The following is a 13,422-nucleotide window of genomic DNA, read 5'->3' as shown; positions in this document are numbered from 1 at the left end:
CTGCGCGGCGGCTACGGCTTGGAGAAGGCGGCGGCAAGGGCCGAGGTGCGGGTGAAGACGGCGACGGGAACCAGGGCGAGGGCGGAGAGGCCCTGGAGGACGGCGTACCAGGGCGGGCAGAGGCCCGGGATGAGATCGACCCCGATGATGGCGATCGGCATCACGGTGGAGAGGGTGCGGAGACGGTCGAAGGCCTTGGGGGAACCCGCGGCCGCCTCGGTGGCCTTGCGGTGGAGGAAGAGGGCCAACAGGGGGAAGATCGCGCCGCGGATCCACATGAACGGGGTCGTCTCGTGGCCGGTGGACGCCATCACGGCGACCGCGCCGAGGACGACGGCACCGCCGGCGCCGAACAGCGCGACGTACTTCTTCACCGTGGTGAAGGCGTCCTGGTGGGTCGTGGTCGCCATGGTTCTGTTCCCTCCGAGTCGTTGTGGGAACGACGCTACGGAGCGGACGGCGGGCGGCCCATGGGTCCAGCCCCACGGAAGGGTGGGGCTGGACCCACCCCTCCGGACAGACGGTCGACGGCGGCCCCTTGCGGAGGAGCAAGGGGCCGCCGGAACGATTCGTTAGGCGTCGGTGGTCAGCAGGTGGTCGAAGTCGCCCGCCTTCGTCTCCTGGAGGAAGGCAGCAAACCTGCGGGCGCTCATGCGGATGCTGATGTGCCCTTCGTCGGACTCACGGAGTTCGATCGCGCCATCAGCTGCACGGACCTCGACACAGTCGGCGTTCGAGCCGGAGTAGCTGGACTTCTGCCAGGAAGAGTTACGCATATTTACTTTCCATGTCCTTCTTGATGGAACAAATGAACTCTCGGGACTCCCCTTCCGAGAGAGCAGCCGAACCGATCTGGGCGAGCAGCGACCGAAATCGGGCCGTGTGGGCCGGCGCATCGAACAGCAGGTTTCCGACACCCGAGTCCGCCTGCACTGTGTCGAGCTCCTGAACCGGTCCTTCGACATAGGTGAAGTTCTCGTTGGGGAGTGGGATCGTATCGGCGTCGAACAGCACGACTCGAATCGAGATGTTGGGCTTCTCGGAGGCTTCGACAAGGGCACCGAGTTGCTCTGCTTGAGCTTCGGCCCCGCTGAACTGCATGCGCAGTGCCGCTTCATGGATGTACGCGGCGAACGGAGTCGACCCGAACTGGACGACGTGCTGACGCCGCAAGCGAAACGACGTCCGCAGATCAACCTCGTGACCCGGAAGACGCGGATAGGAACGAGCAAAGATGGCAGAGGCGTAGGCGTCCGTCTGAAGCAGCCCGTGGACGAAGGCCATCGTGTAGGCCGAGAGTCCTCGTGCGTGACCTTCAAGCTCAGCGATCTCAAGGAAGTCCTGCGAGAGGCGTCCGCGGTACTCCTCCCACCAACCGCCCTTGTCGCGGTCCGTGATGATGTCCGCGAGCGCATCGACCAAGGGCTCGTTGACGCACATGCACAACGCCGCGATCGTCCGCAGGCGTTCGACACTGATGCCGGTCCTGCCGCTCTCCATCTGGGTCACGTGGGCGGGGTTGATGCCCAGCGCGCGGGCGAGCTGGCTGCCGCCGAGGCCGGCTTGCTCCCGCATCCTGCGCAGTTCGGCACCCAACCGCATCTGACGAAGAGTCGGGTTCGATCGAAGAGCCATGCGATCAGTCTGCCTCAGAGCTGCTGCCACGTTCGGGGGAACTTCTCGCAGGTCGCCACAAATCTGTGGCGACCCGCGCTAGGGTCTCCCCAGACCGATCCGACGGATCGTCAACCATGCTTCCGTACAGGGTAGTAGGCGCCTGCTGCCCTCCTGCCGAGGAGCCAACCGTACCCCGGCCTGGCTCACGGCTCCCCCTCCCCACACCACAGCCTCCCGGAGGTTCCCGTGTGCACCCGTAACACCCCCTCGACCACCCTCACCCGGCAGGCCCTGCGGGACGCCCTCACCCGCGCCGCCTGGGACACCGGGACCATCCTCACGATCCGGTACGAGCTGGACTCCGCGGCGTGACCCGCGAACCGATCGCACCCGACGACCCCCGGATGCGGGACTTCACCGCCCCGCACATCAGCGCCCTCCTCGGCGAACTCCACCGGCGCGGCCTGCCGCACGGCCTCCTCTGGGACTCCGCCTCCGCCGGGGAGACCGTCCTCGACGGGCGCCTCCTGGTCGACTTCGGCAACGCGCCCGTGAGCACTCTCCTCAACCTCCTCCACCTGCTCCGGGACCTCGACCGGGACGCGGCGTGGGAGCGCTGAACGGCTGAACACACGCGGAGGCCCTCGCCCGGTACGGGGGCGAGGGCCTCGCGGTCGTCCGACGGCTCCGGGTCAGCCGCCGGACGGGTTCCTGGGGGCGCCGGCGCCACCGAAGCCGCCGCCATTACCGCCACCACTGGCACCACCGAAGCCGCCCGCAGCAGCGGCTCCTTCGACCAGCTGACTTGCGGTGTAGCCACCGTTGGCGTCGGGGGTGCCGACGACGGTCACGCTCTGGCCGGGCTGGAGGTCGGCGACCTTGCCCTCCTTGTTGAGCTGGACCTTCGTCGCGTCGCCGGTGGTGACCTTGACGGTGTTGCCGTTGGTGTCGGTCAGGTAGACGGTGGTGCCGTCGACCGCCTTGACCGTGCCACGGGCGAAACCGGCCTGCCCGCCCTGCCCGCCCTGCCCGCCCTGGCCGCTCTGCCCCTGTGCGCCCTGGCCCTGGCCCCCACGACGGGAGTTGCCCTGCCCGTACCCGCCGCCGGCAGCGGCCGGAGCAGCCGCCGGGCGCGCGGACTTCCCGCCCGACGCCCCGTGGTCCTGCTGGTACCGGACCCCGCCCGCGAACGCCCCCGTGGCGATCACTCCCCCCGCCAGCACCAGGCTGAGCCAGGGCAGCTTCCGCCGTGGCGGCGCGGCCAGTTCGGCGGACACGTCCCGCCCGTCCGGCGGGGTGGCGAGCAGGGCGAGCTGCTCGGCCGGGGTGCCGGCCCCGACCGTGGCGGTCCCGGCGGTCTCGGCGATCTCTTTGCTCATGAAGTGGAGTCCTACTCGTGCCGGAGGGCGTCGATCGGCCGCAGCGAGGCGGCCCGGTTGGCGGGATAGCTGCCGAAGAACAGCCCGATCGCGACGGCGACGGCGAACGCGCCGAGCACCGACTCGGGGATCACCACCGGCTTGATGCCGACGATGCTGAAGTGCGACCCGACGATCCCGGCCGCCACTCCCAACCCCGCGCCGATCACCGACAGCAGCGTCGACTCGGTGAGGAACTGCCCCAGGATCACCGCGCGCGGCGCGCCGAGCGCCTTGCGGATGCCGATCTCCCTGGTCCGCTCGGTGACCGTCACCAGCATGATGTTGGTGATCCCGATCCCGCCGACCAGCAGCGAGATCGCCGCCACCGCGCCGAGCAGCACGGTGAAGGTCTTCGTCGTGCTCTCCCTCGCCGTGAGCAGCGAGGACTGGCTGGTGATCCGGAAGTCCGCCTTGGCCGGGTCGGCGATCGCGTGCGTCCCGAGCAGGACGCGGGTGATCTCGGACTGGGCCGCCGTCGTGGAGTCCGCGGACGAGGCCTGGACCAGGATCTGGTTGACCGGGCCGAAGCCCGTGAAGGCGTTCTGCACCGTCGGAAGCGGGGCGACGACCACGTCGTCCGGGTCGGTGAAGCCGCTGCCGCCCTTGGCCTGGAGCACGCCGACCACCGTGAACGGCGTGCCGCCGAGGACGACCGGCTTGCCGACCGGGTCCTCGGTGTCGAACAGCTGCTTGGCCGTCGTCGCGCCGAGCACCGCGACCTTGCGCGAGGCGAGCACGTCGTCGTCGGTGAAGTACTCGCCGTGGGCGACCTTCTGGTTGGCGGTCTCGAAGTACGACGGGTAGGTGCCGACGATCGACCCCGGGCTGTACGAGATGTTCCCGTGCAGCGCCGTCGCGCTGGTGGTGACCACCGGGGCGACGGACCTGACCGCGTCCGGCGAGGCCCCGCTCGCCAGCGCCTTGGCGTCGGCGACCGTGAGCTTCCTGACCGAGAAGGTGGCGCGGGAGCCGCCGTTCGCCGAACCGGAGCTGACCGTCAGCGCGTTGGTGCCGAGCGAGGTGATCGAGTCCTTCACCGCCACCGAGGAGCCGTTGCCGACCGCCAGCAGCAGGATCACCGAGGCCACGCCGATCAGCACCCCGAGCATGGTGAGCGCGGAGCGCACCTTGTTGGCGGCCAGGCCGCCGACGGCGAAGCGGAGCGTCTGCCAGAGGATCACGCCGGCACCTCCGCGACCGCCACGCCCAGCAGGGGCGGCGGGCCCTCCACCGGGGCCTGCCTGACGTCGCTCACGATCTGCCCGTCCACCAGCCGCAGCACCCGCTTGGCGTGCCGGGCGACCTCGTCCTCGTGGGTGATCAGCACGACCGTGCGGCCGGTGGCGTTCAGCCCGTCGATCAGGGCCAGCACCTCCTCCGTCGAGCGGCTGTCGAGGTTGCCGGTGGGCTCGTCGGCGAGCAGCATCGCGGGCGCCGTCACCAGTGCCCGGGCCACCGCGACGCGCTGCTGCTGGCCGCCGGAGAGTTCGTTGGGCTTGTGGCCGGCCCGGTCGGCGAGCCCGACCAGGGAGAGCGCGGCCAGTGCCCGGCGGCGCCGTTCGGCGGTGCGGACGCCCGCGTAGGCGAGCGGCAGCTCGACCTGGGCGAGGGCGGTGGTGCGGGGCACCAGGTTGAAGGACTGGAAGACGAAGCCGATCCTGCGGTTGCGCACCAGCGCGAGCTGCCGCTCGTCCAGGTGGCCGACGTCGGTACCGTCCAGCAGGTAGCTGCCCGAGGTCGGGACGTCCAGGCAGCCGAGGATGTTCATCAGGGTGGACTTGCCGGAGCCCGAGCTGCCCATCACGGCGACGAAGTCGCCCTGCTCGATGTCCAGGCTGACGCCCTGGGGTCCACCGGTCCGCGGGTCGGACGGGCCGCGCAGCGCGTGCACGGTGGCGTCGCCGTGGCCGTACGCCTTGGTGAGCCGGCGGATCCGGATCACCGGGGCGGGCCGCGCCGGGACGCGCTTGTCGATGACATGACGCATCACCGCTCTCAGCCCCTGCCGCCGCGGCCGGCCCCGCCGCCGTTGCCACCGCCGCCGTTGCCACCGCCGTTGCCGCCCGGGAGGACCGCACCGCCGGCGCCCCCCGCGCCCCGGTTGCCGCCGAGGCCGGGGAAGGAGGCGTTCGGGAAGCCGTTCCCGCCGCTGGTGGTGGGGAGTTCGACCTTGTCGCCCTCCTTGAGCCCGGAGACCACCTGCACCGTGCTGTCGCCCTCGACTCCGACCCCGACGGTGACCCGCTCGGAGCTTCCGTCCGGCTGCACCAGGGTCGCGGTCCGGCTCGTACCCGTGCCCGACAGCGCGGTGGTGGGCAGCGAGAGCGCGTTGTCGGCCTCGCCGGTGATCACCTGGACGGTTGCGCTGAGGCCGGTGCGCAGCGCGCCGGTGTCGCCGTTCAGTTGCAGCGTGGCCGCGTACTGGACGGCGGCGGAGCCGGCCGCGCCGCCGGAGCCGCTGCCGCTGGGCAGCGAACTGACCGACAGGACGGTCGCGTTGAGCTTGGTGTCGGACTGCGCGTTCAGGGTGACGGTGGCCGCCTCGCCCTTCTTCAGCTTGAGCGAGTCGAGCTCGGAGAAGTTCGCGGTGACCTGCATCCCGGTCGGGTTGGTGAGCACGATGAAGCCGCTCGGCGCGGCCGTCGCACTCGTTCCGGTGCCGGTCGACTTGCCGGAGGAGCCGCCGGAGGAGGCGGAGGAGCCGCTCGCGGTGGCCCCGACGGTGTCGCCGGCCTTGCCCGCGATCGAGGCGACCGTGCCGTCCACCGAGGCGGTCAGGGTCGTCCCGGCCAGCGCCGCCTGGGCGTTGGTGAGGCCGGTCTGCGCGGTGGTGACCTGCTGCTGGGCCTGGGCCACGGCCGCGTCGTCGACCTTGGTGGTGGTGATCGTGGTGGTCTGCGGGGCGGGCGTACTGCTCACGCCCGCCCCGCGGCCACCGCTGCCGGCCCCGCCGCCGGGTGCGGCGGCGGAGGTGGCGCCCGGCAGGGGCTCGGTGGTCGTGGTGGTGACGCCGGCCTGGGCCTTGGTGAGGCTGGCCTCGGCCGTGGTGAGGGCCGCCCGGGCCGTGTCCACCTGCTGCTGGGCCGCCGTGGTGTCGACGGTGGCGAGCACCTGGCCCTTCTTCACGGCGTCCCCGACCGCGACCCTGACCTCGGTGAGCCGGCCGCCGGTGGTGAAGTCCTGGGCGGCGTCGGTCGGTGAGGCCAGGGTGCCGGTTCCGGACACGGTGGCCAGGACGGTGCCCTTGGACACCGTCGCGGTACGGGCGGCGGGCTTGGCGGACGCCGGGCCCGAGCTGCCGCTGACCGTGGCGTACACGAGGGCCGCGCCGCCCAACAGGGCCACGCCGAGCGCGGAGTTGACGAGGACGGCGCCTCGCCGCCGTGGGAGCACCTTCATGCCGGACAGCTTCCCGGGGACCTCTTGCGGAGCCCTGGGCGCGGGCTGGGAGAAGACTGACCGGCCGGATCCGGGCATTCCGGACGGATGACCCGTCCTCCGTCGGCGCCTTGGCCGCTCCGTGGGCCGTCGTTGGCCGAACTCCCAGCGGACTCCCAGTGATCCACAGTCTTCCGGGAGGACGCTCGAAGCGCCGCGGGGTCAGCCGCAGGGGCGCGGGGAACGCGCTCGAAGCGGCGTGGGGAACGCCGCAGGGGCGCGCCGGAGAACCGACGCGCCCCTGCGGACCCGAGCCAGACGTCAGAGCGACTTGCGGAAGGCCTCCGCCACCGACAGGAAGATCGAGTTGCCATCGGCCTCCCCGATCGACACCCGCACGCCCTCGGGGAACGGCCGCACCATCACGCCGGCCTCGGCGCACGCGGCGGCGAATTCCGGCGAGCGCTCGCCGAGCCCGAGCCAGACGAAGTTGGCCTGCGAGTCCGGGATCTCCCAGCCCTGGGCGCGCAGCCCGGCCACCACCCGGGCACGCTCCTCGACCAGCGCATCCACCCGCACCAGCAGCGCCTCCTCGGCGCGCAGCGAGGCGACGGCCGCGTTCTGGGCGAGCTGGCTCACGCCGAACGGGACGGCCGTCTTGCGCAGCGCGGCCGCCACCGGCTCGTGCGCGACGGCGAAGCCGACCCGCAGGCCGGCCAGGCCGTACGCCTTGGAGAAGGTGCGCAGCACGCAGACGTTCGGGCGGTCCCGGTAGAGGTCGATGCCGTTGGGCACCTCGGGGTCGCGGATGAACTCGATGTACGCCTCGTCGACCACGACCAGGACGTCGCCGGGGACGGCGTCCAGGAAGCGCTCCAGCTCGGCGCGGTGGATCACGTTGCCGGTGGGGTTGTTGGGGTTGCAGACGAAGACCAGGCGGGTGTTCGGGGTGATCGCGGCGAGCATCGCGTCCAGGTCGTGGTCGCCGTTCTCCCTGAGCGGCACCGGGACGGGCGTGGCGCCGGCGACCTGGGTGATGATCGGGTAGGCCTCGAAGGAGCGCCAGGCGAAGACCACCTCGTCGCCCGGGCCGGCCGTGGCGAGGATCAGCGACTGGGCGACGCCGACCGAGCCGGTGCCGGTGGCGATGTGCTCGACGGGCACCCCGAAGCGCTCGGCCAGCACCGAGGCCAGCTCGCTGACGCCCATGTCGGGGTAGCGGTTGAACGACCCGGCCGCCTCGACCGCCGCCGCCAGCACGCCGGGCAGCGGCTCGTACGGGTTCTCGTTCGAGGACAGCTTGTAGGCGTCGGCGCCGGCCGGCTTGCCGGGCTTGTACGTGGGGATGCCGTCGAGGGTCGGCCGCAGCCGCGGACCCTGCGCTGACGTACCACTGCTCACGGTCGTACTCCGTTTCCAGTTGCTGAACTCTCCGGTGCGCGCTCCGGTGCGCTCGCCCGCCACGGACGGGTTCGCCTCCGTGCCCGGAACCTCGTGACGCGCCCGGACCACCCCGGTCGGGTGCCTTGCACCATACCGAGCGCCCTCACCCGTAGGAGTGAGATGCCCGGACGGGTTACAGGCGCAGATCAGCCATTCTGCCCGGTTCCTTTGGCACATGTCAGAGGTAAGAAGCCTGGTTTCAGGCGGGTATCGAAGGGGCGCACCCCGGCTCACTCTTGGAGAAACGTATCTCCGAGGGCTTCCGATGCGCCGGTCACAGACCCTTGGCAGGAGCCATACGATCGGTCCGCCATGACAGCAGCAGCCAACCAGAGCGGTCGGCGTCCCACCACCTCACGGCGTCTGGAGCGGGCCGGCATCCGGGATGTGGCAGCAGCCGCCGGAGTGTCGATCACCACTGTCTCCGATGCGCTGAACGGTAAGGGCCGCCTGCCCGACGAAACCCGCAGCCGGGTGCGCGAGGTCGCCGAGCGCCTCGGCTACCGCCCCTCCGCGGCGGCCCGCACCCTGCGCACCGGACGGTCCGGCCTGATCGGGCTGACCGTGACGACCTACGGCGAAGAGCCCTTCACCTTCACCGAGTTCGCCTACTTCGCCGAGATGGCCAGGGCCGCCACCAGCGCCGCCCTGGGCCGCGGCTACGCGCTCGTGGTGCTGCCCGCCTCCTCCCGCCACGACGTCTGGGGCAACATCGCCCTGGACGGCACCGTGGTGATCGACCCGCCCGACCAGGACCCCCTGGTGAGCGAGCTCTACCGGTCCGGCGTCCCGGTGGTCAGCGACGGCAAGCCGGGCAACTGCCCGGTCACCGCCTGGGTCGACAACGACCACGAGGCCGCCGTGCTCGGCATCCTCGACCACCTCTCCGAAGCCGGCGCCCGCCGGATCGGCCTGCTCACCGGCACCAGCACCGACACCTACACCCGGCTCTCCACCGAGGCCTACCTCGGCTGGTGCGCCAAGGTCGGTCAGGAGCCGGTGTACGAGACCTACCCGGCGCACGACCCGGCCGCCGGCGCCGTCGCCGCCGACCGGCTGCTCGCCCGCCCCGACCGGCCGGACGCCGTCTACGGACTGTTCGACCCCAACGGCACCGACCTGCTGGCCGCCGCCCGCCGGTACGGCCTGCGGGTGCCGGACGACCTGCTGCTGGTCTGCTGCAGCGAGAGCGACGTCTACGCGACCACCGAGCCGCCGATCACCACGCTCTCGCTCAAACCGCGCAAGATCGGCACCACGGTGGTCAACCTGCTGATCGACGCGATCGAGGGAGTGGACTCGGGGACGGGCGTCGACATCGCCCGGCTCTTCCCGCCCCGCTTCCGCACCGCCGGCACCGGGCCGCCGCCGGGCACCCTGATGCCGACCGAGCTGATCGTCCGCGCGTCCTCCCAGCGCCGGAGTCCGCGCACCACCGTCAGCCCGCCCCGGCCCCCGGGCGAGGTCTAGACCGCCGTGCCCCCTCGGCCCGGACCGGGCCGAGGGGGCACGGTCCCGGGGCGCGACGAGCGCTCGACGAGAGTTGACGAGACCGTACCGAGCCGGGACAAAACGGACCTTGTGGGGCCGCCCGGCTGACGCTCCGGAGGATTGGATACCCACCAGGTGACGACGCCGGGAGAGTGGTCTTCCTATGATGGGCGAATGACACCCGAGGACCGCTTCCCCGGGCCTGAGCACCCCCACTCAGGCCTCCGCCACCAGCCGGACCTCGACGTGCTGCCGTACGGCACCTATTACGAACCCGACCCCGCGCCCGGCTACACCGCCCCGCCCTACGAGGGGGAGACGTACGACGGGGAGACCTACAGCGGCTACGGCGGAGCCCGCTACCTGGAGCAGCACTGGCCCGCCGACGGCCAGGGTCACACCGTGCACGCCCAGGGGATCGGCGTCGACCCCGCCCCGGCCTTCGCCCACCAGGGACAGGACGGCTACGAGGGGCAGGAGCGCCACGAAGGGCAGGAGCAGGGCGGCTACCAGGAGCAGAGCGGGTACCAGGGACAGGAGCAGGGCGGCTACCAGGACGGCCGCGGCTACGAGGGGCAGAACCAGGGCGGCTACGAGGGCCGGGAGCAGGGCGGCTACGAGCCCGCCCCGCCCGACCAGCCCTCCCCGGCGCTCCAGCTCGCCGGCCGCGACGACCCGCCGACCATCGAGCTCGGCCCGCCGCTGCCCGACCCCTCCGCACCGACCTACCCGTACCCGGCCCCCGGCCCCGACGAGCCGCCGGGCCCGGTCTACGTCGTCGGCGACGTGCACGGCTACCTGGAGGAGCTGCGCGCCGAGCTGCGCAACCAGGGCCTGATCGACGCCGACGGCCACTGGTCCGCCGGCCGCTCCCGGATCTGGTTCCTCGGCGACTTCACCGACCGCGGCCCCGACGGCATCGGCGTCATCGACCTGGTCATGCAGCTGGCCGCCGAGGCCGCCGCGGCTGGCGGCTACTGCCGCGCCCTGATGGGCAACCACGAACTGCTCTTCCTCGGCGCCTCCAAGTACGGTGACGAGCCCGTGCAGTCCACCGCGGGCACCGCCTCCTTCCTGGCCGCCTGGCGGCTCAACGGCGGCCAGCAGAACGACCTGGACCGCCTGGAGGCGCACCACGTCAGCTGGCTCTCCCGGCTCCCCGCCGTCGCGCTGGAGGACGGCCACCTGCTGCTGCACTCCGACACCACCGCGTACCTGGAGTACGGCGAGTCCATCCCCGACGTCAACGACGCGGTGCACGAGCTGCTCTCCGACGGCAGCGTGGACGAGTGGTGGGACTGCTTCCGCCGCTTCACCAAGCGGTTCGCCTTCCGCGGCGACGCCGGCCCGACCGCCGTCCACGAGCTGCTGGACACCTACGGCGGCAGCCGGATCGTGCACGGGCACAGCCCGATCCCGTACCTCACCGGCGCGGTGCACAACGACGACGGCCAGCCGCCGCACATCCCGGGACCGTACGTGTACGCGGACGACCTGGCGGTGGCGATGGACGGCGGCGTCACCATGGAGGGGCGGCTGCTGATCGCCCGGCTGCCGGTCGGCTGAGGCGTCGACCGATCGTCAACCGACGAGGTGCGGGGAACAGTTGTTCCCGGCGCTCGGGCCGTCACACGCGCGCGTCCCGGGGCGCGAAATTCCGGAAACCGACTGTCAGCCCGGGTACGCCCGCCCCTACCATGAGGCACACCACACCCGGCCGCCCGTCCGGCGGCCCGCCTCCGCGCCCGTTTCGGCGCCCTGAGGGCCGCGCGCCCCCGGGGCGGAACGAACCGGGGTCCGCACGAACGGGGTCCCCATGTCCAACCCCCCGCCACTGCTCGCCGAGGACCGCCCGGAGTACGAGCGCCTCCTCACGGAAGTCCTGCGCGACCGCGCCGTCCTCGCCGCCCTGCGCGCGCCCGGCGCCCTCACCACCGACCAGCTGCGCGTCCGCGCCCTGCGCGACGCCGACCGCGTCAACGCCGCGGCCGCCGCCGAGTACGCGCACTACACCCGGCTGCGCGCGAGCCTGCACAGCACGCCGCCGCCACCCCCCGACGCCGAACCCACCGCCCCCGGGCTGCTCACCCAGCTGCGCTCCGCCGACGGCGGCGCCGGGCTGTTCCCGGTCCTCACCGTGCTCACCCCGATCCTGGCCTGGGCCGCCGCCCTGTGCCTCCTCCTGGCCGGCTACCTGCTGCGCGCCGCCGACCCCGGCCTCGGCCTCGCCCGCTCCCTGGTCACCGCCGGGTGGGTGGCGCTCGCCGCCGGGGTCGCCGCGATGGCCATCGGCATCATCGGGCTGCTGCTCACCGCCCTGCGCGACGGCGCCTCGACCGCCCCGGCCGGCACCGACCCCGAACTCGCCGCCGCGCTCTCCGACGCCCACGGCGAGTGGCGCGGCGCGCTGCGCGAGCGCGGTCTGCTCCCGTACCTGCTCGACGCCCTGCCGCCGGTGCCCGGCTCGGCGGCGGGCTCGGCCGTGTCGGGGCCGCAGGTGGACGCCGGTGCGGAAGTCGATACGGAATCCGGCGACGCGGGGCCTGACTTCAGCAGCCCCGGGTACAGCTCCCCCGCGTACACCAGCCCCGGCCCCGACGACCTGACCGATCCCGGGGGCCGCACGCCCCGGCCGGCCGCCACCCCGCCCGACTTCACCTCGCCCGACTTCACCCGACCCGGGTACACCGCGCCCGGCTTCACCGGTCCGGACGAGGTCGGCTGAGCCCTCCGGTCCCCGGCCGCCGCGGCCGCTTCCTGGGGACATCCCCACCCCCGGTCCTGGTGCGGCCACCATCGCCCCTGACTCCACCGCCCGCCAGGGTGGAACCCACACGTGGAGAACGACCGGGGGAGACCAGCGATGAGCACCGGAACCGTCCGACCATCCCGTACCCGACCGACCGTGCTGGTGGTCTCCGCCCTGCTGACGGCCCTGCTGGGGCTGCTCCCCGCCGCCGGACCCGCGGGCGCGACGGGCCGGGCCGGTACGACGGGCGGGGCGTCCCCGACGGACGCGGCGGGCGACCCGGTCCCCAGCCGCGTCGACTTCACCGGCGCCGACGGCACCACCCTGCACGGACTGGTGCTGGCCCCGCCCACCGCGGCGGCCGGCACCCGCGACCCCGGGCTGGTCATGCTCCCCGGAGCCGGCCCGGGCCCGCTGGCCGAACTGCGGGCCGCCGCCGAGACGTACGCCAGGCACGGCGTCACCACGCTGGTCTTCGACAAGCGCACCGACGGCTACTCGATGACCCGCCGGGACTACGGACAGCCGGCCGACGACGCCCTCGCCGCCGTCCGGCTGCTGCGCTCCCGGCCGGAGACCGACCCGGACCGGGTCGGCCTGTGGGGCCTCTCCGAAGGCGCCTGGGTCGCCTCGCTCGCCGCCTCCCGCTCCGCCGAGGCGGCGTACCTGGTCACCGTCGGCGCGGTCGGCCTCACCCCCGCCCGTCAGCAGGCCTGGGCGTACCGGGGCTACCTGCGCCACGCCGGGGTCTCCGGCTCGCTGGTCACCGCGCTCGCGGACACCTCGGTCCGTCAGCTCACGGCCGCCGGGCTGTTCCCCGAGGCCGGCTACGACCCGGTGCCGGCGTGGGAGCGGGTCCGGCAGCCGGTCCTGGCCGAGTGGGGCGCGCTCGACCGCGAGGCCGCCCCCGAGGAGAGCGCCACGATCATCCGCCAGGCCCTCGACCGCGGCGGCAACACTCACTACACGCTGCGCACCGTCCCCGGCGTCCGGCACAACCTGCACCTGACCGGGGACGACGGGTACGACCGGCCCGACCGGCTCCCGGCGGACTACGCCGCGACCGAGGCGGCCTGGATCCAGCGGCTCGCCACCGGCCTGCCCACCGCCACCGCCGACCCGGCCCCGCCGCAGGACACCCGCAGCCGCGCGCTCGACCCGCTCCCCTGGTACCGGTCCGTCTGGTTCGAGGCCGTCGCCACCCTGCTCTGCCTGACCGGCTTCGCGGGCTACGCGCTGACCGGCGCCTTCCGCCGGCTGCGCGGCCGGGCGCGCCCGGCTGCCCTGCCCGGGGCCGCCGGCTGGGCCGCCCTCGCCGGGACC

The 13,422-nt window shown here is 73.0% G+C and carries 14 protein-coding genes; 6 read left to right on the top strand and 8 right to left on the bottom strand.

Going from position 1 to position 13,422, the window contains the following annotated elements; translation table 11 throughout:
- Positions 1 to 11 precede the first annotated feature (11 nt).
- From BU198_RS10495 to BU198_RS10485, 3 genes are all read right to left on the bottom strand, one after another.
- A complete protein-coding gene (locus BU198_RS10495) occupies positions 12 to 410 on the bottom strand; it encodes a hypothetical protein (RefSeq protein WP_188296562.1) in 399 nt (132 codons plus the stop codon).
- Positions 411 to 572: 162 nt separating this feature from the next.
- Positions 573 to 776 carry a DUF397 domain-containing protein gene (locus BU198_RS10490; RefSeq protein WP_188296561.1) on the bottom strand — a complete coding sequence of 68 codons (204 nt, stop codon included), beginning with the start codon at positions 774 to 776 and terminating at the stop codon, positions 573 to 575.
- Positions 769 to 1,635, bottom strand: coding sequence for a helix-turn-helix domain-containing protein (locus tag BU198_RS10485; RefSeq protein ID WP_188296560.1), 867 nt, complete (start codon positions 1,633 to 1,635; stop codon positions 769 to 771). Before BU198_RS10485 ends, BU198_RS10490 begins: the two co-directional genes overlap by 8 nt.
- A 228-nt stretch (positions 1,636 to 1,863) precedes the next feature.
- Between BU198_RS10485 and BU198_RS43310 the strand changes: the two genes are divergently transcribed.
- The gene (locus tag BU198_RS43310; protein WP_262987022.1) at positions 1,864 to 1,989 is read left to right on the top strand and encodes a hypothetical protein; all 126 of its coding nucleotides are present in this window, start codon (positions 1,864 to 1,866) and stop codon (positions 1,987 to 1,989) included.
- Positions 1,986 to 2,237, top strand: coding sequence for a hypothetical protein (locus tag BU198_RS10480; RefSeq protein ID WP_188296559.1), 252 nt, complete (start codon positions 1,986 to 1,988; stop codon positions 2,235 to 2,237). The genes BU198_RS43310 and BU198_RS10480 overlap by 4 nt, the downstream gene beginning before the upstream one ends.
- A gap of 72 nt (positions 2,238 to 2,309) precedes the next feature.
- On the opposite strand, the gene BU198_RS10475 is transcribed toward BU198_RS10480, so the two are convergent.
- The 5 genes from BU198_RS10475 to hisC form a co-directional block, all read right to left on the bottom strand.
- Positions 2,310 to 2,996, bottom strand: a complete 687-nt coding sequence (locus BU198_RS10475; RefSeq protein WP_188296558.1) for a DUF5666 domain-containing protein — start codon at positions 2,994 to 2,996, stop codon at positions 2,310 to 2,312.
- 11 nt (positions 2,997 to 3,007) lie between these two features.
- A complete protein-coding gene (locus tag BU198_RS10470) occupies positions 3,008 to 4,219 on the bottom strand; it encodes an ABC transporter permease (protein ID WP_188296557.1) in 1,212 nt (403 codons plus the stop codon).
- Positions 4,216 to 5,025, bottom strand: coding sequence for an ABC transporter ATP-binding protein (locus tag BU198_RS10465; protein ID WP_188296556.1), 810 nt, complete (start codon positions 5,023 to 5,025; stop codon positions 4,216 to 4,218). Before BU198_RS10465 ends, BU198_RS10470 begins: the two co-directional genes overlap by 4 nt.
- Positions 5,026 to 5,033: 8 nt before the next feature.
- The gene (locus BU198_RS10460; protein WP_188296555.1) at positions 5,034 to 6,437 is read right to left on the bottom strand and encodes an efflux RND transporter periplasmic adaptor subunit; all 1,404 of its coding nucleotides are present in this window, start codon (positions 6,435 to 6,437) and stop codon (positions 5,034 to 5,036) included.
- A gap of 300 nt (positions 6,438 to 6,737) precedes the next feature.
- The gene (hisC, locus tag BU198_RS10455; RefSeq protein ID WP_188296554.1) at positions 6,738 to 7,817 is read right to left on the bottom strand and encodes a histidinol-phosphate transaminase; all 1,080 of its coding nucleotides are present in this window, start codon (positions 7,815 to 7,817) and stop codon (positions 6,738 to 6,740) included.
- Between the two features lie 354 nt (positions 7,818 to 8,171).
- Between hisC and BU198_RS10450 the strand changes: the two genes are divergently transcribed.
- The 4 genes from BU198_RS10450 to BU198_RS10435 form a co-directional block, all read left to right on the top strand.
- Positions 8,172 to 9,329, top strand: a complete 1,158-nt coding sequence (locus BU198_RS10450) for a LacI family DNA-binding transcriptional regulator (RefSeq protein WP_188296553.1) — start codon at positions 8,172 to 8,174, stop codon at positions 9,327 to 9,329.
- A 195-nt stretch (positions 9,330 to 9,524) separates the two neighbouring features.
- A complete protein-coding gene (locus tag BU198_RS41990) occupies positions 9,525 to 10,916 on the top strand; it encodes a metallophosphoesterase (protein WP_223244205.1) in 1,392 nt (463 codons plus the stop codon).
- 250 nt (positions 10,917 to 11,166) lie between these two features.
- On the top strand, positions 11,167 to 12,075 hold the full coding sequence (locus BU198_RS10440; RefSeq protein WP_188296552.1) for a hypothetical protein: 909 nt from the start codon (positions 11,167 to 11,169) through the stop codon (positions 12,073 to 12,075).
- 138 nt (positions 12,076 to 12,213) lie between these two features.
- Positions 12,214 to 13,422 (top strand): alpha/beta hydrolase family protein (locus BU198_RS10435; RefSeq protein ID WP_188296551.1); only part of this gene is annotated, 1,209 nt, incomplete at its 3' end.

It is taken from the genome of Streptomyces sp. CBMA156 (assembly GCF_014596515.1).
Classification (GTDB): Bacteria; Actinomycetota; Actinomycetes; order Streptomycetales; family Streptomycetaceae; genus Kitasatospora.
Note: the sequence above shows the minus strand (reverse complement) of the source record. Positions and strands in the feature narration are given on the sequence as shown.

Coding starts and splice junctions, on each gene's coding strand:
- BU198_RS10475 (WP_188296558.1), bottom strand. CDS start 2,996: ATGAGCAAAGAGATCGCCGAGACCGCCGGGACCGCCACGGTCGGGGCC.
- BU198_RS41990 (WP_223244205.1), top strand. CDS start 9,525: ATGACACCCGAGGACCGCTTCCCCGGGCCTGAGCACCCCCACTCAGGC.
- BU198_RS10460 (WP_188296555.1), bottom strand. CDS start 6,437: ATGAAGGTGCTCCCACGGCGGCGAGGCGCCGTCCTCGTCAACTCCGCG.
- BU198_RS10465 (WP_188296556.1), bottom strand. CDS start 5,025: ATGCGTCATGTCATCGACAAGCGCGTCCCGGCGCGGCCCGCCCCGGTG.
- BU198_RS10495 (WP_188296562.1), bottom strand. CDS start 410: ATGGCGACCACGACCCACCAGGACGCCTTCACCACGGTGAAGAAGTAC.
- BU198_RS10450 (WP_188296553.1), top strand. CDS start 8,172: ATGACAGCAGCAGCCAACCAGAGCGGTCGGCGTCCCACCACCTCACGG.
- BU198_RS10490 (WP_188296561.1), bottom strand. CDS start 776: ATGCGTAACTCTTCCTGGCAGAAGTCCAGCTACTCCGGCTCGAACGCC.
- BU198_RS10440 (WP_188296552.1), top strand. CDS start 11,167: ATGTCCAACCCCCCGCCACTGCTCGCCGAGGACCGCCCGGAGTACGAG.
- BU198_RS10485 (WP_188296560.1), bottom strand. CDS start 1,635: ATGGCTCTTCGATCGAACCCGACTCTTCGTCAGATGCGGTTGGGTGCC.